At 45.6% G+C, this 19829-nt stretch carries 23 protein-coding genes and 1 tRNA gene; 12 read left to right on the top strand and 12 right to left on the bottom strand.

Going from position 1 to position 19829, the window contains the following annotated elements; genetic code table 11:
* Window positions 1-198 precede the first annotated feature (198 nt).
* Window positions 199-339 (top strand): hypothetical protein, encoded by a 141-nt coding sequence (locus ACN0VA_RS02535; protein WP_417819618.1) that lies wholly within the window; start codon window positions 199-201, stop codon window positions 337-339.
* Between the two features lie 8 nt (window positions 340-347).
* The gene (locus ACN0VA_RS02530) at window positions 348-575 is read left to right on the top strand and encodes an SDR family oxidoreductase (RefSeq protein ID WP_417819617.1); all 228 of its coding nucleotides are present in this window, start codon (window positions 348-350) and stop codon (window positions 573-575) included.
* Between the two features lie 49 nt (window positions 576-624).
* On the opposite strand, the gene ACN0VA_RS02525 is transcribed toward ACN0VA_RS02530, so the two are convergent.
* The gene (locus tag ACN0VA_RS02525; RefSeq protein ID WP_417819616.1) at window positions 625-843 is read right to left on the bottom strand and encodes a hypothetical protein; all 219 of its coding nucleotides are present in this window, start codon (window positions 841-843) and stop codon (window positions 625-627) included.
* A 136-nt stretch (window positions 844-979) separates the two neighbouring features.
* Window positions 980-2215, bottom strand: a complete 1236-nt coding sequence (locus ACN0VA_RS02520; protein ID WP_417819615.1) for a DEAD/DEAH box helicase — start codon at window positions 2213-2215, stop codon at window positions 980-982.
* A gap of 789 nt (window positions 2216-3004) precedes the next feature.
* On the opposite strand from ACN0VA_RS02520, the gene ACN0VA_RS02515 reads away from it, so the two are divergent.
* The 4 genes from ACN0VA_RS02515 to ACN0VA_RS02500 all read left to right on the top strand — a co-directional run bounded on the left by ACN0VA_RS02515 (window position 3005) and on the right by ACN0VA_RS02500 (window position 6481).
* The gene (locus ACN0VA_RS02515) at window positions 3005-4339 is read left to right on the top strand and encodes a tyrosine-type recombinase/integrase (protein WP_417819614.1); all 1335 of its coding nucleotides are present in this window, start codon (window positions 3005-3007) and stop codon (window positions 4337-4339) included.
* Between the two features lie 250 nt (window positions 4340-4589).
* On the top strand, window positions 4590-5759 hold the full coding sequence (locus tag ACN0VA_RS02510) for a Fic family protein (RefSeq protein WP_417819613.1): 1170 nt from the start codon (window positions 4590-4592) through the stop codon (window positions 5757-5759).
* 19 nt (window positions 5760-5778) lie between these two features.
* Complete coding sequence (locus ACN0VA_RS02505; protein ID WP_417819612.1) at window positions 5779-6072, top strand: hypothetical protein; 294 nt, start codon at window positions 5779-5781, stop codon at window positions 6070-6072.
* Window positions 6073-6184: 112 nt separating this feature from the next.
* On the top strand, window positions 6185-6481 hold the full coding sequence (locus tag ACN0VA_RS02500; protein ID WP_417819611.1) for a hypothetical protein: 297 nt from the start codon (window positions 6185-6187) through the stop codon (window positions 6479-6481).
* A 22-nt stretch (window positions 6482-6503) separates the two neighbouring features.
* Here the strand turns inward: ACN0VA_RS02500 and ACN0VA_RS02495 are convergent, their stop codons facing one another.
* The 3 genes from ACN0VA_RS02495 to ACN0VA_RS02485 are packed head-to-tail and all read right to left on the bottom strand — an operon-like array spanning window position 6504 to window position 7515.
* Window positions 6504-6800 (bottom strand): hypothetical protein, encoded by a 297-nt coding sequence (locus ACN0VA_RS02495; protein ID WP_417819610.1) that lies wholly within the window; start codon window positions 6798-6800, stop codon window positions 6504-6506.
* A complete protein-coding gene (locus ACN0VA_RS02490) occupies window positions 6797-7162 on the bottom strand; it encodes a hypothetical protein (RefSeq protein WP_417819609.1) in 366 nt (121 codons plus the stop codon). Before ACN0VA_RS02490 ends, ACN0VA_RS02495 begins: the two co-directional genes overlap by 4 nt.
* A gap of 11 nt (window positions 7163-7173) precedes the next feature.
* Window positions 7174-7515 (bottom strand): hypothetical protein, encoded by a 342-nt coding sequence (locus tag ACN0VA_RS02485; RefSeq protein ID WP_417819608.1) that lies wholly within the window; start codon window positions 7513-7515, stop codon window positions 7174-7176.
* A gap of 105 nt (window positions 7516-7620) precedes the next feature.
* On the opposite strand from ACN0VA_RS02485, the gene ACN0VA_RS02480 reads away from it, so the two are divergent.
* The 6 genes from ACN0VA_RS02480 (at window position 7621) to ACN0VA_RS02455 (ending at window position 12710) form a co-directional block, all read left to right on the top strand.
* A complete protein-coding gene (locus ACN0VA_RS02480) occupies window positions 7621-7857 on the top strand; it encodes a helix-turn-helix domain-containing protein (RefSeq protein WP_417819607.1) in 237 nt (78 codons plus the stop codon).
* 4 nt (window positions 7858-7861) lie between these two features.
* Window positions 7862-9094 (top strand): hypothetical protein, encoded by a 1233-nt coding sequence (locus tag ACN0VA_RS02475; protein ID WP_417819606.1) that lies wholly within the window; start codon window positions 7862-7864, stop codon window positions 9092-9094.
* 164 nt (window positions 9095-9258) lie between these two features.
* On the top strand, window positions 9259-9504 hold the full coding sequence (locus ACN0VA_RS02470; protein ID WP_417819605.1) for a helix-turn-helix domain-containing protein: 246 nt from the start codon (window positions 9259-9261) through the stop codon (window positions 9502-9504).
* A complete protein-coding gene (locus ACN0VA_RS02465; protein ID WP_417819604.1) occupies window positions 9504-10190 on the top strand; it encodes a hypothetical protein in 687 nt (228 codons plus the stop codon). The genes ACN0VA_RS02470 and ACN0VA_RS02465 overlap by 1 nt, the downstream gene beginning before the upstream one ends.
* Window positions 10187-10495 (top strand): hypothetical protein, encoded by a 309-nt coding sequence (locus tag ACN0VA_RS02460; protein ID WP_417819603.1) that lies wholly within the window; start codon window positions 10187-10189, stop codon window positions 10493-10495. The genes ACN0VA_RS02465 and ACN0VA_RS02460 overlap by 4 nt, the downstream gene beginning before the upstream one ends.
* Complete coding sequence (locus ACN0VA_RS02455) at window positions 10485-12710, top strand: DUF6371 domain-containing protein (RefSeq protein ID WP_417819602.1); 2226 nt, start codon at window positions 10485-10487, stop codon at window positions 12708-12710. Before ACN0VA_RS02460 ends, ACN0VA_RS02455 begins: the two co-directional genes overlap by 11 nt.
* 600 nt (window positions 12711-13310) lie before the next feature.
* On the opposite strand, the gene ACN0VA_RS02450 is transcribed toward ACN0VA_RS02455, so the two are convergent.
* The 7 genes from ACN0VA_RS02450 to ACN0VA_RS02420 all read right to left on the bottom strand — a co-directional run bounded on the left by ACN0VA_RS02450 (window position 13311) and on the right by ACN0VA_RS02420 (window position 19754).
* Window positions 13311-13385: transfer RNA gene (locus tag ACN0VA_RS02450), tRNA-Thr, on the bottom strand.
* Between the two features lie 25 nt (window positions 13386-13410).
* Complete coding sequence (locus ACN0VA_RS02445) at window positions 13411-13953, bottom strand: cytochrome b (RefSeq protein WP_417819601.1); 543 nt, start codon at window positions 13951-13953, stop codon at window positions 13411-13413.
* A gap of 165 nt (window positions 13954-14118) precedes the next feature.
* Window positions 14119-15198, bottom strand: coding sequence for a BMP family ABC transporter substrate-binding protein (locus ACN0VA_RS02440; RefSeq protein WP_417819600.1), 1080 nt, complete (start codon window positions 15196-15198; stop codon window positions 14119-14121).
* Window positions 15199-15264: 66 nt separating this feature from the next.
* Window positions 15265-16200: an ABC transporter permease gene (locus tag ACN0VA_RS02435; protein WP_417819599.1), complete on the bottom strand. Its 936-nt coding sequence runs from the start codon at window positions 16198-16200 to the stop codon at window positions 15265-15267.
* A complete protein-coding gene (locus tag ACN0VA_RS02430; protein ID WP_417819598.1) occupies window positions 16197-17270 on the bottom strand; it encodes an ABC transporter permease in 1074 nt (357 codons plus the stop codon). The genes ACN0VA_RS02435 and ACN0VA_RS02430 overlap by 4 nt, the downstream gene beginning before the upstream one ends.
* Window positions 17267-18811 carry an ABC transporter ATP-binding protein gene (locus tag ACN0VA_RS02425; RefSeq protein WP_417819597.1) on the bottom strand — a complete coding sequence of 515 codons (1545 nt, stop codon included), beginning with the start codon at window positions 18809-18811 and terminating at the stop codon, window positions 17267-17269. The genes ACN0VA_RS02430 and ACN0VA_RS02425 overlap by 4 nt, the downstream gene beginning before the upstream one ends.
* On the bottom strand, window positions 18801-19754 hold the full coding sequence (locus ACN0VA_RS02420; protein ID WP_417819596.1) for a tRNA dihydrouridine synthase: 954 nt from the start codon (window positions 19752-19754) through the stop codon (window positions 18801-18803). Before ACN0VA_RS02420 ends, ACN0VA_RS02425 begins: the two co-directional genes overlap by 11 nt.
* Window positions 19755-19829: the final 75 nt, after the last annotated feature.

Genomic DNA, 19829 nt, shown 5'->3' with positions numbered 1-19829 from the left:
AACATACTGTTTTTTCGTAAAAAAAGTGTTACCTACATGCGCAGACAAAATTTAAGGGTTTTTAAACACTCTGGATTCAGCTGTAGTTGCATAAAACCGCGTTTGCAGTTTTTGCCCTTCCCGCGCTCGCAACCCCCTTTACCTTTTAAAAGGCTTGGACAAATTAGGAGATCAGCTTGTCGGTAAATGCTCAGCCCAATGGATGGTAAAATTGCCGTGGTTACAGGCGGCGCAACTGGCATTGGGCGCGCAATTGTCAATGTGGGCAGTATTGCTGGAAAAACCGGTTTTGGGTCGTCAATCCCATATGCCGTTTCCAAAGCTGCAATGATGAACTAACAAAGCCATTGGCAGGGGCATTAGCCCCGGATATCCGTATAAATGGCGTTATGCCGAGCGCCGTAAAAACCCGGTGGTGGCAAGGCAATGAAGACAAAATGTATGCCTTGTCCGGTCAACTTCCGTTACAACGTATTTCGACACCAGAAGATATCGCCAATACTGTTCTAATGTTATTGCAGGCCTTTTCCATCACCGGACAAAATATCAAGGCCGAGAACGGACAAACTCTGTGATGGATTAAATGTCCGCTATGAACCCAAAGCAAAAAGAAATCTTCGGCTTCTATTTAGCCTTCTTTTCTTTCTCTGCAGCCAGCCTCAACGCTTTCAAAGCTTTGGTTTTATCAAGCGTTTTTTGCTTTTGTGCTTTTTTGGATTTGATAAGGGTATTGTCCTTAACCTTTGGCGGTCTGCTGTCTTGAAATTCACTCTGATCGCCGCGTTCAATGGCCGCGATCATTTTATCATCTGCAGTGTTTAGTCGTGTTGATCCTGATCCCATAACTTTTCCTTCTCTTGAGAGAATAATTCATCATCTTCATCTGACAGAAAAATGTCGATCTCGCCAGCATCTGCCAATTTAAAAAAAGATAGCCCGAAGCCACTCCGATTTCGTGATGTCATATGTTCAGTAAAACTTACGCTGCGCTTTTTTTAGGCTTACCTCGATACCGTTTTGACTTCGCTCGGCGGTTCGGAGACACTCGAGAACCCCGCTTAGTCGGTTTGGGCTCGTCCTGAGACGGTTGACCACCTAAAACATCAAGTTGCTGCTGCATCAGTTTTTCAATATCACGAAGGTAAGCTTGTTCACTTGGATCACACATAGAAATTGCAGCGCCAGATGCCCCGGCCCTTGCTGTACGACCGATACGATGGACGTAATCTTCAGCGATATTCGGAAGCTCGAAGTTAATGACGTGGCTGACATTGTCGATGTCAATCCCTCGTGCTGCTATGTCTGTCGCCACCAAAACACGGACTTCACCGCTGCTGAAGTTTTTAAGTGCTTTTTGCCGTGCGCTTTGCGATTTATTGCCATGAATAGCGGCTGACGTGATACCTGCCTTATCAAGCTGTTGTGCCACCCGGTTGGCCCGGTGTTTCGTCCGCGTAAAAACGATGGTTTTATTTATGGACTTATCGCCTAAGATATTGGTTAGCAATCCATTTTTATCCGCTGCGGGCACGTAGTACACACTTTGGGCAATGCGTTCAACCGGTGTTGATTGCGGTGTCACCTCTATACGGACGGGATCGTGCAGTATACTACTGGCAAGTCCAGAAACCGTTTTGGGCATAGTTGCGGAAAAGAACAGGGTTTGGCGTTCTTTTGGCAATGCGGCAATGATTTTTTTAACATCATGGATGAAGCCCATATCCAACATACGATCAGCTTCGTCCAATACAAAATGCCAAATGTGATTGAGTGAAATATGCCCTTGGTTCATTAGGTCTAAAAGACGTCCAGGTGTCGCAACGACAATATCAACACCGCGCTGAAGTGCGCTAACCTGACGTTTTTGGCTAACACCCCCAAAAATAACCGTATGTCGAACAGGGAGATGTCGCCCTAAGCTTTCAATCGATTCGCCAATTTGAATTGCCAGCTCTCGGGTAGGAGCAAGAATGATACTTAAGGGAAACTTGGGCGCAGGTGGTTCCCAATCTTCGGCAAGTTCATGCAGGATGGGAAGACTGAAGGCTGCCGTCTTGCCAGTCCCGGTCTGTGCAATCCCCAACAAATCGCATTTTTCTAACAGAGAAGGTATTGATTGTTCTTGAATGGGCGTAGGAGTTTCAAATTGTTGTTCTTGCAGTGCACGCAACAATGGTTCAGACAGGCCTAGCGCCTCAAAATTTTTCGATTGCATAAAGCTTCTTTCGGCCGCGCATACATCCTATTTCGACACAGGGATGAACTTCGGCATTTTTAACATCCCGGAGCGCAGGCGGGGCATTCAATAAATTATTTTCAATTTCGAGATATTGTCACGCTGAGCTTTCAGCGGAATTGCGCGATCGCGAATGAATACTAAAGGGATCATTTGCGCCCAAATTCGGTGTGTGTCAATCTATCAATTGAGTTTTTGTCATATTTACATGGCTGCTAACATCAATTGTGCATCCGTGTCACCTTGACGGACAGCCCGATCAATCCACATAACACCGTCGCAAACGTCAGCCTTAACTCCTTTTCCAAGAAAAAGCATCCCGCCAATATATGGCTAGAGCTATTACGACCATGTCCATATTACAGTAATAAGTATATAACGTAACATAACTCATTGAAAAACATGGTGCCGAAGAGAGGATTTGAACCTCCGACCTACTGATTACGAATTAGAATTTTATGGTATCACGTGGGGCCATGCAAAATCACTGCATATCATCAACATATTGATATTACGTTATTTTAGTGACATAGCATGATAAGTATTGTTAATGTAGATCACCATGAATAACTGAAATTTGCGTCCAAATTGCGTCCAAATGGAATTTTGAAAATACAAAATGGATGTAATCAATATTGAGATAGAGGGGCCTGAAAGGTGTCCAACGTGTCCAACCTGTCCAGCGCCAAGGTTACTGCGCCATTTAGAAGGGGCACTTTAAAAATTTACCTGTCCTACACCTGTCCACTCTATTATATGAGGTGACCTATGCCGAAATTGACCAAACGTTTAATTGATTCCCTAAAGCCAACCGAACAGGAATATGCTGTTTGGGATGATGAATTAAAGGGGTTCGGCATACGCGTTAGCCCAAAAGGGAATAAAACCTTCCAAGTTTACTGGCGCGCTGGCAAGCGGGAACGTAAACGCAAGGTGGGCCGCTATCCACCAATGACTGTTGACCAAGCCCGAAAAGCCGCCTTCGAATTGTTGTCCGATGTTGAAAACGGTAATGATCCCGCAGTTAAACAAGACCTGTTACGTAAAGCCGAAACCATGACAGAGCTGGGCAACCGTTTCTTAATCGAACATTCTATTCCTCATAACAAAGAAAAAACAGTTTATGAGAACCGTCACCTCTTGGATCGTTTTATTTTCCCTGCACTGGGTAAAGTAAAAGCCGTAGATGTTGCCAAAAGTGATGTCCGACGTTTGCACCAATCCTTAAAAGATACCCCATATCAGGCTAATCGTGTATTGGCACTACTTTCCAAAATATTCAATTTTACTGCCGATGATCTTTATGAAATCCGTCACGATTGGCGCAATCCGACTGATCGATTGCAGAAATTTAAAGAAGAGAAACGCAAACGCTATTTATCTCAACAGGAATTACAGATTATCTCAAAAGCAATGCACATTGCAGAACGGGAAAATATAGGTACCCCGCATGCCTTGGCTGCTTTGCGGCTTTTAATTTTCACCGGCGCAAGAAAGAGTGAAATTCTTTCTTTAAAATGGGATTATATCAATTGGGACCGCCGTTGCTTTGCATTACCGGACAGCAAGACGGGTGCAAAAGACATCCCATTAAGCCCACCCGCACTGGAAGTCCTTAACAATATAGAGAAGCTCAAAGACAATCCTTACGCCATCGTGGGCAAGAATCCTCAAACCCATATGGATGATTTAGGTCCTACTTGGCGACGCATTCGCAATCTCACAACAATATTAATGTTGGAAGAAGACGAGATATGGGGACCCGTCATTGAAAAAATAAAACAGGAAAATAACACCCGGCCAAGTTTGCAAACGGTCAAACGAATTGCAGATCAAAAAGGGTACACCTTACCAACAGGTATTGCTGATGTCCGCGTTCACGATCTACGTCACAGTTTTGCAAGTATTGCCGTTGGCGCTGGCATCCCCTTGCCCTTGATTGGCGGCTTATTGGGGCATACACAAACCCAAACAACAGCACGTTATGCCCATTTAGAAGCTGAGCCACTTCATCAAGCAACAAATACCATCGGTAGACACTTACAGGCGGCTATGGCAGATGATGAAACAAGTGCTGAAATTATCCGGTTTTCCAAACAGTGATTATAATTCAACATGTCGCAGATATCATCCCTGAACTAGCACAGGATCGGTGCCTACAAACTCCCTAGCTGACTTATTTTGTAGCTGGTAGACAGCCAGAAGCTCACGTTTAATATCATCTATGTGAGTTAACTTAGCCTAACTAACAAAATTTAAGTTTTTTGCAACTTAATTGCCCTTAACTAACATCCGTGTTATTACGAAAATCGTAAATAACGAAAATCGCACCTTATGTTAGTTAGAGATCAAGATGGTACATAGAGAACAAACCGGACAGTACTTAAATGGCTCTGCGGTAGCTGGTGACAATTATCAAGCCTATATACCCAATCCGTTACCACCTACCCCACCATTAGAGATGGGGCAGTTATATCCTTTGCTTGACCAAGCAGTTGTTGCCTTGGGGAGATTGGATAGCATGAGCATGATTTTGCCTGATTCCAAGCTATTCCTTTATATGTATGTCCGCAAAGAAGCTGTCCTGTCATCGCAGATTGAAGGAACTCAATCTTCGCTATCTGATCTCTTATTTTTTGAAACAGAAGAAGCACCCGGCGCACCAATTGACGATGTAACCGAAGTCTCTTGCTATGTTGCTGCAATGAATTATGGATTGGAACGCCTGAAACAGTTTCCGTTATCTTTGAGATTAATCCGAGAAATTCATGCTGAGCTGATGAACAATGCACGAGGTGGCGACAAGCAGCCGGGTGTATTTCGAAGTTCGCAGAACTGGGTAGGGGGATTCCGCCCTAGTCAAGCTCACTATGTTCCTCCACCACCTGAAAAGCTGAATGAATGCCTCAATGCTTTTGAGTTATTTTTGCACGATGAAAAAGAGCGTTTACCAGCGTTAGTTAAAGCAGCCTTAGCCCATGTTCAATTTGAATCTATCCATCCTTTTCTTGATGGGAATGGACGTTTAGGTCGCTTGCTAATTACCTTCATTTTATGCACAGAAAATATTCTTAGAGAACCTTTGCTATATCTCAGTCTCTATTTTAAGGCCAACCGACAAGCCTATTATGATCATCTGCAAAATGTTCGTGAAACAGGGGATTGGGAAGCTTGGGTAGAGTTCTTCCTCATTGGCGTGATCGAAACAGCCAATCAAGCCACAGCTACAGCGCAAGCCATCATGGCCTTGTTTGAAGAAGATCGATTTAAAATAGGTGATTCCGGTAAATCCACTGCCGCAATATTAACCATCCATGCCTACTTTCAGTCTCACCCCATCGCAAATACAGGTAAAATTAAGGATGCATGTGGCGTATCACTTCCTACAGTTTTACGCAGCTTAAATAGCTTAGAAGATTTAGGCATCATCAAGGAAGTGACGGGTAAGGAGCGGCACAAAATATTTGTCTATCAAGAATACCTAAATATCTTAAGCAGTGGCACTGAACCAATTACAAGATAATTGAAGGAAGGAACGTATATTGCCCAACAACGATAATCTCGAACAGTCACTTCAAAATACCATTCAAACACTGGCAAGCTTATTAGAAGAAGGTGAAACGGTCGAAGAACTTATAGAGCAGAGTAAACCCGGTTCTTTTGCCTGTCATGCTGCCTTGCATACAACATATCTGGTCATGGATTTGATTGCGCGTGAACTGCTTGAACACCCCAGTATTGTCGGAAATGATCAATGGTTTGAAAAAGCTAATACCGCACATAACGCTCTTTTCGACCTATACCAATCAATTGGTGCCGCCGAAGCTGATAGGTAAGCCTTGTCACCAGCGCCCCTGCCCTTTCTGTAATTAATGAAATTTCGGAATTACCAAACCTGTCAATTTGCGATCTAATTAAGAAACAATCAATTGTCAGGAGATTTTGACCATGTCCGATACCTATGAGCCAACCGAAGACGAAATTGTAAATCAGGCGCTGGATTTTCACAGGAGAGTTATTGATTTTGAGATTGAGCAACTGATATTCCGGTGTCTGGAATATGATAAAGAAAGCCGCAGGAGCGACAGGCTCCATGCGGCTCGTATGGCAAAACGTCGATCTCATGTTATTTGCAACGTGAAATTTACGTATTATGTGCTTACTCAGCCCCCCTTATCAGAAGATGGTCTAGAAAGCGCCAGAAGGTGGTTAATTCGGAAACATGCAGAGAAAAAATCACCATAACATGTTGATAATTAACACATTATCAATCAGGAGCATCAGCTTTTTGCCATATTGGGGCCTTCTTATCTTTCAATGTCATAGTGCCCCATAATTTTCCAGATTCATCGAAATATTGAATCCCGTGATCGTCCTCTACTTCACGAAGTCGTTTGTCTCCTTTAAGCGCCAAATTGAGCATGAGTGCGAACGCAGCCTGTTTCTGCATAGGATTCAATTGCAGCAAATATACAGCAAGCTCTTCTGCTCTTGGTCTTTCGTTAGTCCCCTCACATTCACAATCCGGTTTTTTAACAGACGGCTCTACTGTACCTGGTTTCATAATACTGCCTCCCCAGCAATTTTTTTAAGGTCATTTATAGCGGAGTTGAAAAGCGCAAGTTCATCACTGGCATACCAATCATCACGCTGCATGCAGGAAGACGTGTACATTTCACGTTCCATCACCTGTAATTTCACCATTGCTGCCTTTAGAGTAGAAATCTTAAGAAGTTCCGAGATAAAAGCGTTCTGGTGCTTTGTGCAGTATTCATACAATGCGTCTGGCGTATTTCCATTCGGCCATGAAATCATAATGTTCTCGAACCCAATATACGTTTCAAAATTCAGTTTATAGGTTTCACCATTGAACGAAAATGTGGGAATTTGTTTGACAACTTCATCTTTTGTCATTTGTGTACACATTTGATTTTCCTTTACCAACAAGCCGCATAATATGCGGCAGACTGAGAATTAGGTTTCATCGCAATCGGGGAATGGTTGGCTTGTTTCTGCTTCGAAGAATGGAAACAAATATCAGCCGTTACCAGTTCCATCCGATCAGTTTTAATCAGCGCCCAAGCACGCTTTAATGCTTCTTTGAGATATTGCCGAACGGATCCACCAAAATCTTCTTGGGCTTCCTGAGCAATCGCCCACGCCATGCACATCACCTTTTTCGCCAGCGCCGTGACATACACTTTTTGAACTGGGGCAGAAAAAGAACGACCACCCGTATCCCATTTGCGACTGATTGCAGAAGAAAGACGATATCGCATTTTGTTGCCTCTTTACCCATTTTTGATTACAGTGTAATCATATCTTATATTTATGTACCAATCAATCAAAAATAGGTACACTGTAATCAGTTTTTCGAGGTAAAAATGATTAATGGCCTTCAAATTAAACTTGCACGTACAGCATTAGGTTGGGGAGTACGCGAACTAGCTAGTAAAGCAAACGTCAGTTTTAATACAGTTAGCCGTTTTGAAAATGGTTCAGGCGTACATGGCCGCACAATACAGGCCCTTCAAACAACTCTTGAAGACGCTGGTATCATTTTCATTGAAGAAGGGGCGCAGAGCCTTGACGGCGGCGCTGGTGTAAGATTGAAGGGATAATATTGTGTTTCTTCTTCGAAAAATCATCAATGTTCAACACATTGATGGAGGCTCAAAATTATCAATCACATGGGAAGACGGCGATAGTAATACAATCAACCTAGAAGATATTAATTTAGAAAGTGAAGGGTACCCATTTGGTAAAGATGCCAAAATTTTCTCTGCTGAACTCATCCAACCAGAATCAAGTATATTCATCAACAATCGCGGTACGCTGCTTACTTCTTCATTATATTCAATAATTGAAGGAAAAGAATTGAGCTACACACAGTTTGGTATGTGGGACTTTACGAATTTGACATTTCAGTCATGTCAGGACCCTTTACAAAGAGTTATTCAAGTCCCAGATTTCTTTGACCATAAAAGTCTAGGTAATAATCACGATCCTATTGTTTTAACTGTGTGGTATGCTGTGGAATCCGCTTTGTCAGCATACCATAAATTAAACTTGTTTTCTCCATTGTATGAAGCGGTAGAGGTCTGCAAGCGATATCGCATAAATATTCCCTCTAAATTACAAACTGCCATTCAAGAAAAGATAATTCGATATCATCAAGGGTTAGTTAGCCCTGAGGAAGACCGCAAACATTATGCAACTTATTGCGATGCCTTTATGAGTTGGAAGGCTGTATGGGCCGAACAATTTTCTGGTAAAGCTGTGCAAGCTAGCCTTTGGGGGAAGTATTCCAAGGACTTTGATACATTCATAAAGGATTTTAAAAAACTAGATAATAAACACTTCATACATGTTCCTAAAGATCTGGTTGAAGATCGAATCCTGAATGTTGACGCAGATGCTGCCGCCTCGAGAGCAGCTAATACAAAACAATTGTTAGGAAAACCTTCTACTGCTCGTAAAAATTTCACTCAGTTCCAGAAACAACATTCTTTAACTGGCTGGGTATATGTTCCAAACCCTTCCTTACTTCTACATTTAAATACAGCGGGTAAAAAAAATGAACATCCTCTAAGCGGTGCTTTTGGACGATGGTTACCTAGTCCCTGTGTCTTGGTAGGAATACCCATTTGTTTTAAAATAATACGTGATGAAATAAAAGCAAATGGCCCTCGCCCAACCAGAAGCAAACAAGACGCAATTGAACATATTAAACAACTTGATGCGTATAAGAAAAAACGTATCGTAAAAGACTGGCCAGAAGAAATGGACCTAGCGCTGGATATCGCCCTTACGCTAATAATGGGGTATAAAAACAATCATCTTAATCATAAAATATAAGAAAATTTGCGAGAGAAAATTTCCATACCAATGAATACTACCTTACGTTTTTGAAAAAATATCAGGTCAAACACTCTTAAGCAGGGTTAAGGGTGTTCGCATTATAAAACACAATAATGTTTCTTGGATTGCATCAAATAACAAGCAATCAAGGACCTATTATAATGAATTACCCCATTGAACCCGCAGGCCGTCCAATCCCAACTGATCCGGATGCGCTTCTATATCCTGCAGAAGCCGCGTATTTACGTGGACAGGCCGAAGGAACCCTAAGAAATGAACGTGTAAAAGGTGGCGGCTGCCCCTTTATTCAGATAGGGCGATCCATTCGTTATCGACGTTCCGATGTCGTTGACTGGATTGCTGACCAGCGCTTTACCTCCACCTCAGAAGCGGGGGGCCGGATATAATGAATAGTTTGCTGCAGCCATGTCTTGCCGCTGTCTCAGCAGGTATTGTTCAGAGAGAGAGTATTTTTTTACCGGCCACCTATGTAACAACAGGAAACGATATCTATAATGCGCTAGTGGACTTTATCCAGCCATACAACGTAGATATTTTTGGTAAAGGCTGGATTTCAGAGGGTAATATTGACCGCCATCTGGACCTCTTGGCATCTGATATTAATAACCCTGATCTATTTACAATTGAGTTAACCAAAGAAGGTTATCAGGGCGACCCTCTTCCGTGTCCTTGTTGGTCTTTAAGTTATCGCGCTGGTTATATGGCCATACCCGATTTGCTTGTGAACCTGTTCGCTGATGTGGACTATTCGGGAACCATCGGTTTGTCTGCAGGCATTAAAACTACATCCCGGTCAATGCCTGTAATTGAAACCCTTCTCAGCAAAAGCAGAGATTTATACCTGCAAGAGGGACGGCAAAAACCTTACCCCCTTTTCTCAGCTGTTATTGGTGGGGCCATTCATGGAGCTCTCAAACGAAAAGCAAAGTTTTGCGATGAAGATGCTTATTACATCGACCTGACCGGTGTCGAGTGCCACCTGAAACATCAAGAAAACTTTCCGTCTATCGACATAAGTTGCTTTATTCCTGAAGTTACGTTCACTCCCTCCGACGGGGAGGAAGAAAAATGAGCCAACAGATCAATTTTCAAGACATCAATGCTCAAGCTTTATCGTGTTTGCCTTCCATTCTCTCCCGTTGGTTGCCTGACGGAAGAACTGAGGGAGCGGAGTATGTCGCGCGCAACCCGTTACGCCACGACCGACACAAAGGAAGTTTCAAGGTCAATCTATATTCCGGTAAATGGGGTGATTTTGCCTCCGGTGATAGTGGAGGTGACGTGGTCAGTTTAGGAGCCTTTCTTGCTGGCATTTCGCAAAAAGAATCTGCATTGGCATTGGCAGAAATGCTCGGGGTAGATGCCTATGACCAATAAAGCCATGTTTGCACCCATGACAAAGCAGGAAAAGCAATCTACACCCCCACGAAAAACCCGGAAAAAAGAAGAATGGGAACCGCTTGCCGTTATACCCGCCAATATTCCCGCCCCCGATCCACATTATCAACACGGAAAGGCAACAGCGGAATATGCCTACCGAAATACGGCGGGCGAGTTGGTTTGCCTCGTTCATCGTTTCGATTTAGGAAATGGGGATAAAGAAGTAATTCCAGCGACTTATTGTTACAATGGGCGAACCGGTAAGCACCAATGGCGTTGGAAAGCGCCATTGGAACCCCGCCCGATTTATAATGCCCACCTGTTGACCCAATACCCAAAAGCCCCCGTTATCCTGTGCGAAGGGGAAAAGGCTGCCGATGCTTGCCAGCGCCTTTTACCCGATCACATTGCCGTTACAACAATGGGTGGCTCCAATGCCGGAAAGAAGGCGAACTGGGGAACGTTGGCAAAACGTAACGTCATTATCTGGCCTGATGCAGACACACCGGGAATGGAGTATGCGAAGTTTGCCACCAAAGCCTTAAAACTTGTTTCTGCACAAGTGTCCGTTATCTCACCACCTGAAACAGTATCAGAAGGATGGGACGCAGCGGACGCAGAAAACAAAGACTGGGACTATGAACGCGCTATTTCATTTGTGGGAACAGCGCAATCGGTAGAAGAAGTCTTCAATGTTGATGAGGGGCAAACAGGGGCAGGGCAAGACACGAAGCCGCGAACAGGTGGTAAAAGGGGGCGTTCAAATAATACAGACGAGGAAGAAGAAGGCGCTGGGCGCGTACCCCAGCGCGATTTAATCTTATCTCTTATGGATACGATAGAGCTTTGGCACGACAAAAAGCGCACAGCTTATGCTTCCGTCTATATTAATGGTCATTGGGAAAACTGGCCGCTCAAAAGCAACGATTTTAATGTTTGGCTATGCGGTCATTATTATAGAGAGTTTGGGCATGCCCCCGGCTCTCAAGCCGTTACAGATAGCCTAAAAACAATGGAAGCAGAAGCAATCCACTATAGACCGCGTTTTCCTGTCTATCGTCGTATTGGCGCACTGGAAGACCATATCTATTTAGACTTGGGTGACGAAAGCTGGAAAGCCGTAGAAATAGGCCCAAAAGGCTGGCGCATGATTGAACGCGCCCCAGTTAAATTTATTCGTTCGACAAGCATGGCCGCTTTACCCGAACCGGAAGCCGGCGAGACAATTGAACGACTGCATGATTTCATCAATGCTGAAAATGACAACGACTTTCGCCTTATGGTGTCGTGGCTCGTTGCAGCCCTTCGCCCCAATGGCCCTTATCCGATCCTATTGGTAAATGGACAACAGGGATCTGCCAAAACCACTATTACCAATTTTTTGCGCCAACTGGTTGATCCCTCCACCGTTCAAGGCGGCAATGGTCAACCGAGTAACGAGCGAGACCTTATGGTTTCAGCGACCAACAACCGTGTTCTTTTTTACGATAATGTATCATATATTGCCCCTTGGTTATCCGATGCGTTATGCCGTATTGCAACAGGCGGGGGATACGCAACACGGGAACTGCATAGTGATATGGGCGAATGTATTTTAGAAGCCAATTGCCCGATGATTCTAAACGGCATTCCTGATTTGGCATCCCGCCCCGATTTTGGCGATCGATCCATTTTTATTGAACTCCCCACCATTTCTGAAAAACAACGTCGAAGCCAACGGGAAGTAGACCAAATCTTTAAAGAAGCACATCCCGGCGTATTGGGTGCTTTATTAGATGCTGTCTCATGTGCCTTACGTAATATCGACCATATTAAACTCGAAGACGCACCGCGTATGATTGATTTTGTAGAATGGATTACAGCGGCAGAACCGGGACTCGGCTGGGAACCTTATTCGTTTATTCATATATTCAAACAAAATAAAGATAATGCCATTCGGGCAACCGCCGAAGACGATCCCTTAATTCAGGCTATTCTTTCCATTGCTGATGAAGGAGGCTTTAAAGGAACGGCTGCAGCATTAATGGAACGGATCAACGGGTATGTCTCTGAACCCCTGCGTCGTTCCTCAAGCTGGCCCAAATCACCAACAGCAATGGGAACTGCTATGAGGCGGGTAACACCGACATTACGTATCCTTGGCGTTCATGCAGAAAAAGGCAAGATACAAGGAAACCGACATTGGATCATTAACAAGAATGATACCGAATAAATAAAAGATCGAGGGGCTGTTGCTCCTCTTTTTTTATACATCAATCCCGCCCCCTCTCTGATCTGAAAGCCGCAATGTGCCTCACATGACCCGCGAAACCTGATGCCATGTCACGTTTGGTCTAAAACCGCGACAGTCTATAGCACTTACCCCCCCCCTGATACAGGTAACGGGTCCTTCTGGCCAATGAGTTGAGGAGCGGGTAATGCACACCCCGACCTGTGAGAGAATATGTATTATTTTTTTGGTTGTGGTTGTTGTTGTGGTTGTTGTTTTTCTTATTGCTTAACAAGGCCTTAAGCGTATTTTATCCATTTAACACATAATTATATTTCAAGAATTTAGGGGGTTTTTCGGATATTTGGACAGGTGTTGGACAGGTTAAAATCAAAGGTGCCCCTATTTAACTATCTGATTTTGCAGGAATTAGGACACTTGGACAGGTTGGACACCTTGTTTTCTATAGAATCTTAGAAAAATAAGAAAAGAAGTAATATAATTACCAAGGAAGAAGATCGTGAAATCGTGCCAACTGCGTCCAAATTGCGTCCAAATAAAAAATGACCTAGCATTGGATATACGCTAAGCCATTGAAAAACATGGTGCCGAAGAGAGGATTTGAACCTCCGACCTACTGATTACGAATCAGTTGCTCTACCCCTGAGCTACTTCGGCAACCTGCTTTGATTTTAAGCTATGATCACCCTTTGGAAAAGGGAGAAATACGCACAAGGGTCTCATCGCGATCAATAAAGTGATGTTTCAGAGCTCCCACCACATGCAAACCCAGCAGTCCAAATGTCAAGGGGACCATTGCTTTATGGATGCTTTCAAACAGCTCGCCTAGGTCTTTGCTTTTTTCGACCATCGGGGCCAGTTCAAACAGGCCGAAGAAGGCCGCAGGATAGCCTTTAAACCAAGACATAAGCACTCCGGAAATCGGCAAGACAATCATCACGATATACAAGGCAATTTTCACAAGCTTTGCGGCCCAGACTTCCCAGTTCGCATGGCTTTCAAGCGCAACAGGTTGTGCGCTACGCACCCATTCTAAAAGACGGAGGGCAACCAATCCCAGAACAGCCAATCCAAGGCTTTTGTGAAAAAACATCAGTTGGAATTTTTCCGGCCCCCGCGCCATATCTTCCATGACAATCCCTAAAACAAGAGCCGCAACAAAGACAAGCCCGCCGATTATGTGCAGGTTTCGTAAGATAAAAGAATATTTGGTTTTCTGTTCCATAACACTTAAGTCCTCTAGAGTTCCACGCAACCTAAAGATAACCCATTTGCTGTAACAGAATGATTGCATATAAGAAGGTTTTTCGTAACAGAATGTAACAGACATAAAAAAGGACCGGCAGACAAGTCCACCGGTCCTTTTTTCATTAAATCTGGAAAAGACAGCTTAGTTCGGCAATTTACCGACAACGCCTTCGACATACCAGTTAAAGCCCAGCATATCGCCATCACTCATGGTTTGACCGCCAGCCACACGCTCTTTACCTTCGTTATCGTTGATCGGGCCTGCAAACGGATGCAGTTTACCTGCGATAATGTCGGCTTTAGCTTGTTCAACACGGTCACGCACATCTTGGGGAACGTCTTTGTGGAACGGCGCAACTTGTACCATATCCGCACTCAGTCCTTCCCATGTGTCCTGATTGCCTTTCCAGGACCCATCCAGAATTTCGCCCACACGTTTCACATAATAAGGCGCCCAATTGGTCACAGAGGATGTCAGATGAGAATTAGGACCAAATTTCGCAAAGTCGGAGTTATAGCCAATTGCATAGATACCGGCGTCTTCTGCCGCCTGAATGGTGGCCGGACTATCCGCATGCATGGTCAGCACGTCGGCTTTTTGACCGATCAATGTATCGGCGGCTTCGCGTTCTTTGCCCGGGTCAAACCAGGAATTCGTCCAGATCACACGCACTTGCGCCTTGTCATTTACTGCACGGATACCACGGGTAAAGGCGTTAATGCCACGCACCACTTCCGGGATCGGGAAGGCGGCAACATAACCAATAATATTAGATTTTGTCATAGAACCGGCCACCAGACCTGTCAGGTATCGGCTTTCATAAAAACGCGCCTGATAGGTATTGACGTTTGCCGCCCGTTTATAGCCTGTTGCATGTTCAAACGCGACTTTCGGGAAACGTTTGGCAACTTTCAACGTCGGGTTCATGTAGCCGAATGATGTTGCAAAAACAGCTTTATAGCCGCTTTTTGCATAATTCATAACCACACGCTCGGCATCCGGGCCTTCTGCCACACTTTCAACAAAGCTAACTTTGATTTTGTCGCCAAATTTTTCTTCAATCGCTTTGCGACCCAAATCATGTTGGTAGGTATAACCCGCATCACCAATCGGTGACACATAAACAAAACCGATTTTCGCCGGTTCGTCGGCTTGTGCCGAAGCTGCACCCATCATCAGGGCCGCAGCGCCCAAAACACCCGCCAGAAGTTTTTTAGACATTCGTTTCATCCTTTCGCATACAGCAAACAGTTTTAATTGTTTTATCGTCTCTCATTCCCAAGTCATTTATCCATCAGCCCGGAAGGGTTTCCCCAAACAGGCTGGTGCATTCAGTCTGATTTTAGTTTCATCGCGTGAAATCAGCACGAGAACCAAAATCGTTGCGATATAAGGCAACATATTCATCAAGTGCGCAGAAACATCCACGCCCAAACTTTGTACGTTAAGCTGCAAGATGGTGACACCCCCAAACAGGTAAGCCCCGATCAAGGCACGTCCCGGCTTCCATGTGGCAAAAACCACCAGTGCCAGAGCAATCCAGCCCCGGCCCGCCGTCATGTTTTCCGCCCACATCGGCGTATAAATCAGTGAAATGTAAGCCCCGGCCAAACCACACATGGCCCCGCCAAATAAAATCGCAGCAAATCGGATCGCCACAACCGGATAGCCGATGGCATGGGCGGCATGATGGGATTCACCCACTGCCCGCAAAATCATACCCCAGCGCGATTTTCCAAGAAACCAAGCCGTTGCCGCCACCAGAACAAACGCCAGATACACCATGATATCATGACCAAACACCAACGGTCCGATGATCGCAATTTCACTAAGACCCGGGATATGAATCGCCTGCAATCCTTTAATCGGCGTACCGATATACCCCAAACCGAAAAAGGCCGACAGACCAATTCCAAAGATGGTCAAAGACAGCCCGCTCGCCACCTGATTGGTATGGAGAAACAAAACCAGCACTGCAAATAAACTGGACAACAATGCCCCCGCCAGCATGGCGGCAAAGAAACCCAGAACCGGACTGCCCGTCACAACCACCGTAATAAAACCGGAAACAGCACCCACCAGCATCATGCCTTCGACACCAAGATTTAACACACCGGATTTTTCCGTAATCAATTCCCCGATCGCTGCAAAAACAAGTGGCGTCGCCCCGCGCGCAACCCCCAGCAAAATCGCAATCAACGTTTCAACTTCAAACCCGATCATGGTACGGCCTTTCTTTTGCTGCCCAACACAAAGCGGAAATTGATTAAAACATCACAAGCCAGCAGGAAAAACAGCAGCATCCCCTGAAAAACACCCGTGACCGCCAAGGGCAAACTTAATTCCATCTGAACCGTTTCCCCACCCAGATAAGACAAGGCCACCAACAGGGCCGCGCATAAAATACCGACCGGATGTAAACGCCCTAAAAAAGCAACAATAATAGCCGTGAACCCATAACCGGGTGAAATAACCGGCTGAAGCTGTCCAATGGGGCCGGCAACTTCAAACATGCCCGCCAAACCAGCCAGACCACCGCCAAGCAGGAGGCTCATCCAAATAATTTTTTTCGGGCTGAACCCGGCGTAATGCGCCGCCAAGGGTGTCAGGCCGACCACCTTGATCTGGAAACCGATCAGGGTGCGGCTCATAATCAACCAAGCCAGCAACACAATAAACAAGGCAATCAACGCCCCGATGTGCAAACGCGAACCTTCCACCAGCAAAGGCATAAGGCCGGCATCACCAAACATGCGCGATTCAGGGAAATTAAAACCTTCTGGATTACGCAACGGTCCATTGACCAAATACCCCAGAAAAAGTGACGCTACATAGGTCAGCATCAAACTGGTTAAAATCTCATTGGCATGAAAGCGTGTTTTCAAAAGAGCTGGAATCGCCGCCCATGCCAGACCGCCCAGAACCCCGGCAATCATCATAATTGGTAAAAGCAGGAAACTGGTACTGTCATGCCATGTCACCGCAATGGCCCCGGCAGCGATTGCTCCCATCGTTAATTGCCCTTCGGCCCCGATGTTCCAGACATTGCCCCGAAAGCCAACCGCCAAGCCAACCGCGCATAATGTTAAAGGTGTTGCCTTAAGGAAAAGCTCGGTCAGGCCATAAGAATCACTAATAGGTGCGATGAAAAATAAGTACATAGACTTTGTTGGGCTATAGCCCAACGCGCCAAACAACAACGCCCCGGCAACCAAAGTCAGACCAACCGCCAATAACGGTGCCCCATAGACCATGATTTTGGAGGGACTGAGACGTGGCTCAATTCTAATCATCGTTGCGCACCCTCGTCCCATTCATCCACTTGATCAAACATGCCCCCCATGAGCAAACCAACCTGTTCCACCGACATATCGTGACTGGGTCGTGCCGGTGATAAACGGCCATTGGAAATCACCGCAATCCGGTCACTGATGGCAAACAGTTCGTCCAAATCCTGTGAGACAACCAAAATTGCACACCCCTGATCGCGCAAATCCATCAAGGCCTGATGAATGGCCGCCGCCGCCCCGGCATCTACCCCCCATGTGGGTTGGGCAACGATTAACAGCTTGGGATTTTTCAACAGTTCCCGTCCGATAATAAATTTTTGCAGATTGCCACCGGACAGGGATTTAGCTTCGGATTTTGAACCGCCTGTACGCACATCAAAGGCATCAATGATCTTTTTTGCCAGCGCATGCGATTTGGAAAACCGCAACCAGCCCATTTGCACCAAATCAGATACCCCGTGCCCGGACAAAACCGTATTATCGGCCAAAGACATTTCCGGCACCGTGCCATGCCCCAAACGTTCTTCCGGGACAAAGGCCAAGCCAAGCTTGCGCCGTTTTTGCGGACCTAAATGGGCAATCGATCGCCCGTTCATCAAGATAGAACGATCATCCGGGCATAATCTTTCCCCAGCCAGAATAGACAGCAAATTGTTTTGCCCATTACCTGCCACCCCGGCAATCCCGAAAATTTCACCGGATTTAACACTGAAAGACACACTGTCCAAATCAGCAACAAACACATCACCGGACGACATCGACAGGTTATTGACCACTAGGCAGTCATCACCTGCCTGCACCCCTTCTTTTTTCGCCGGAATTTTGATTTCTTCGCCCACCATCATTTGCGCCATAGAACGCGCACTTTCCTGTGACGGATCACAATAACCGACAACTTTGCCCGCCCGCAAAATGGTGGCGCGGTCACACAAAGCTTTAATTTCATCCAGCTTATGAGAGATATAAAGAATGGAACAGCCTTCTTCACGCAAACTGCGCAGGGTCACAAATAATTTATCAACTTCTTGCGGAGTGAGAACCGATGTCGGTTCATCCATAATAATAAGACGGGGATCTTGTAAAAGGCAGCGCACAATCTCAACCCGCTGACGTTCGCCAACCGATAAGGTGTGAATGTGGCGCATCGGGTCCAAGGGCAGACCGTATTTTTCAGAAACTTCAATGATGCGTTTGGCAAGGTCTTTAAGCGGACCCTTTTCATTAATGCCAAGCGCAACATTTTCAAGAACACTCATGGATTCAAATAAAGAAAAATGCTGAAAGACCATGCCAATCCCCAGCTTTCGCGCCATTGCCGGGTTGTCAATTTGAACGTTCTTGCCTTCCCATCGGATCTGACCGGCATCGGGCTGCATAATGCCGTAAATCATCTTCACCAAAGTAGACTTGCCCGCACCGTTTTCCCCTAAAAGAGCATGAATTTCACCGGGCTTCACCTCAAAATTCACTTGATCGTTGGCGATACAAGCCGGGAATTTCTTGGTAATGCCTTGTAACTCAAGGCGCAAATGTTCAGGCGACATGTTTGACCTCACCCTTTTGCATACCAACCAGATTATAAATCATCTGCGGGTCTTTCAGGGTTTTCACCCGATCAAACAGGGTCTTGGCTTCCGGATATGTCCGGCCCAACAGTTTAATCCATTGTTTCATACGACCTTCCCCCCATTTGGGTCGTTTGGTATCCATCATCAAAGAACAATAAATTTGCAGCCATTCCAGGACTTCCATCCATTGGGCAAACTCGCCGCCTTTAATTTCACGTGCTAGCGAAGGACGGGCAATCGCGCCGCGCCCGATCATAATATCTTCACATCCACTGATTTCGCGACATTTCAGCGCATCTTCGGGCGTCCAAATCTCGCCATTGGCCACCACCGGGATATCAACGACCTCGCGAATACGGGCAATCCATTCCCAATGGGCGGGCGCTTTATACCCTTCCAACTTGGTGCGGGCATGAACGGTCAGTTTCTCAGCCCCCGCACTTGCCAAGGCCTGTGCATTTTCAAGGGCCAATGATTTATCTTCAAAACCCAAACGCATTTTTGCGCTCAAAGGCACCGCGCCGTTTAACGCAGATTTGACCGAAGATGTAATTTCATACAGTTTTTCAGGCCATTGCAGCAAAGCCGCCCCCGCCATATGGCGGTTGACCGTTTTCGCCGGACAGCCAAAATTCAAATCAATACCGATGGCCCCTAAATCATGGGCGGCAAAGGCCGCATTTTCAGCCATGACATCGGCTTCCCCCCCCATCAATTGCACATGCACGGGGGTGCCGCTGGGAGTATGGCTATTTTGATCCAGTTCCGGGCAATATTTTAAATACCATTCACGCGGAGCAACACTTTGGGAAACGCGCACAAACTCGGTCACACACAGATCAAACCCGGTGATGCGTGTCATCATATCGCGCATATGGACGTCAACAACCCCTTCCATCGGGGCAAGTGTGATCGTCATGGTGCGGTCCAATCCTTGACCAGTTGGTAAAAAAATCGTTTTAGCAAATCACCTTGGCTTTGTCTTTAACTAAAC

This window comes from Terasakiella sp. (assembly GCF_048267425.1).
In the GTDB taxonomy this organism is placed as follows: domain Bacteria; phylum Pseudomonadota; class Alphaproteobacteria; order Rhodospirillales; family Terasakiellaceae; genus Terasakiella.
Note: the sequence above shows the minus strand (reverse complement) of the source record. Positions and strands in the feature narration are given on the sequence as shown.

Bases quoted from the DNA above. Each gene is read 5' to 3' on its own strand.
- ACN0VA_RS02535 (WP_417819618.1), top strand. From the start codon at position 199: ATGGATGGTAAAATTGCCGTGGTTACAGGCGGCGCAACTGGCATTGGG.
- ACN0VA_RS02525 (WP_417819616.1), bottom strand. From the start codon at position 843: ATGGGATCAGGATCAACACGACTAAACACTGCAGATGATAAAATGATC.
- ACN0VA_RS02520 (WP_417819615.1), bottom strand. From the start codon at position 2,215: ATGCAATCGAAAAATTTTGAGGCGCTAGGCCTGTCTGAACCATTGTTG.
- ACN0VA_RS02515 (WP_417819614.1), top strand. From the start codon at position 3,005: ATGCCGAAATTGACCAAACGTTTAATTGATTCCCTAAAGCCAACCGAA.
- ACN0VA_RS02510 (WP_417819613.1), top strand. From the start codon at position 4,590: ATGGTACATAGAGAACAAACCGGACAGTACTTAAATGGCTCTGCGGTA.
- ACN0VA_RS02500 (WP_417819611.1), top strand. From the start codon at position 6,185: ATGTCCGATACCTATGAGCCAACCGAAGACGAAATTGTAAATCAGGCG.
- ACN0VA_RS02495 (WP_417819610.1), bottom strand. From the start codon at position 6,800: ATGAAACCAGGTACAGTAGAGCCGTCTGTTAAAAAACCGGATTGTGAA.
- ACN0VA_RS02490 (WP_417819609.1), bottom strand. From the start codon at position 7,162: ATGTGTACACAAATGACAAAAGATGAAGTTGTCAAACAAATTCCCACA.
- ACN0VA_RS02485 (WP_417819608.1), bottom strand. From the start codon at position 7,515: ATGCGATATCGTCTTTCTTCTGCAATCAGTCGCAAATGGGATACGGGT.
- ACN0VA_RS02480 (WP_417819607.1), top strand. From the start codon at position 7,621: ATGATTAATGGCCTTCAAATTAAACTTGCACGTACAGCATTAGGTTGG.
- ACN0VA_RS02470 (WP_417819605.1), top strand. From the start codon at position 9,259: ATGAATTACCCCATTGAACCCGCAGGCCGTCCAATCCCAACTGATCCG.
- ACN0VA_RS02465 (WP_417819604.1), top strand. From the start codon at position 9,504: ATGAATAGTTTGCTGCAGCCATGTCTTGCCGCTGTCTCAGCAGGTATT.
- ACN0VA_RS02460 (WP_417819603.1), top strand. From the start codon at position 10,187: ATGAGCCAACAGATCAATTTTCAAGACATCAATGCTCAAGCTTTATCG.
- ACN0VA_RS02455 (WP_417819602.1), top strand. From the start codon at position 10,485: ATGACCAATAAAGCCATGTTTGCACCCATGACAAAGCAGGAAAAGCAA.
- ACN0VA_RS02445 (WP_417819601.1), bottom strand. From the start codon at position 13,953: ATGGAACAGAAAACCAAATATTCTTTTATCTTACGAAACCTGCACATA.
- ACN0VA_RS02440 (WP_417819600.1), bottom strand. From the start codon at position 15,198: ATGTCTAAAAAACTTCTGGCGGGTGTTTTGGGCGCTGCGGCCCTGATG.
- ACN0VA_RS02435 (WP_417819599.1), bottom strand. From the start codon at position 16,200: ATGATCGGGTTTGAAGTTGAAACGTTGATTGCGATTTTGCTGGGGGTT.
- ACN0VA_RS02430 (WP_417819598.1), bottom strand. From the start codon at position 17,270: ATGATTAGAATTGAGCCACGTCTCAGTCCCTCCAAAATCATGGTCTAT.
- ACN0VA_RS02425 (WP_417819597.1), bottom strand. From the start codon at position 18,811: ATGTCGCCTGAACATTTGCGCCTTGAGTTACAAGGCATTACCAAGAAA.
- ACN0VA_RS02420 (WP_417819596.1), bottom strand. From the start codon at position 19,754: ATGACGATCACACTTGCCCCGATGGAAGGGGTTGTTGACGTCCATATG.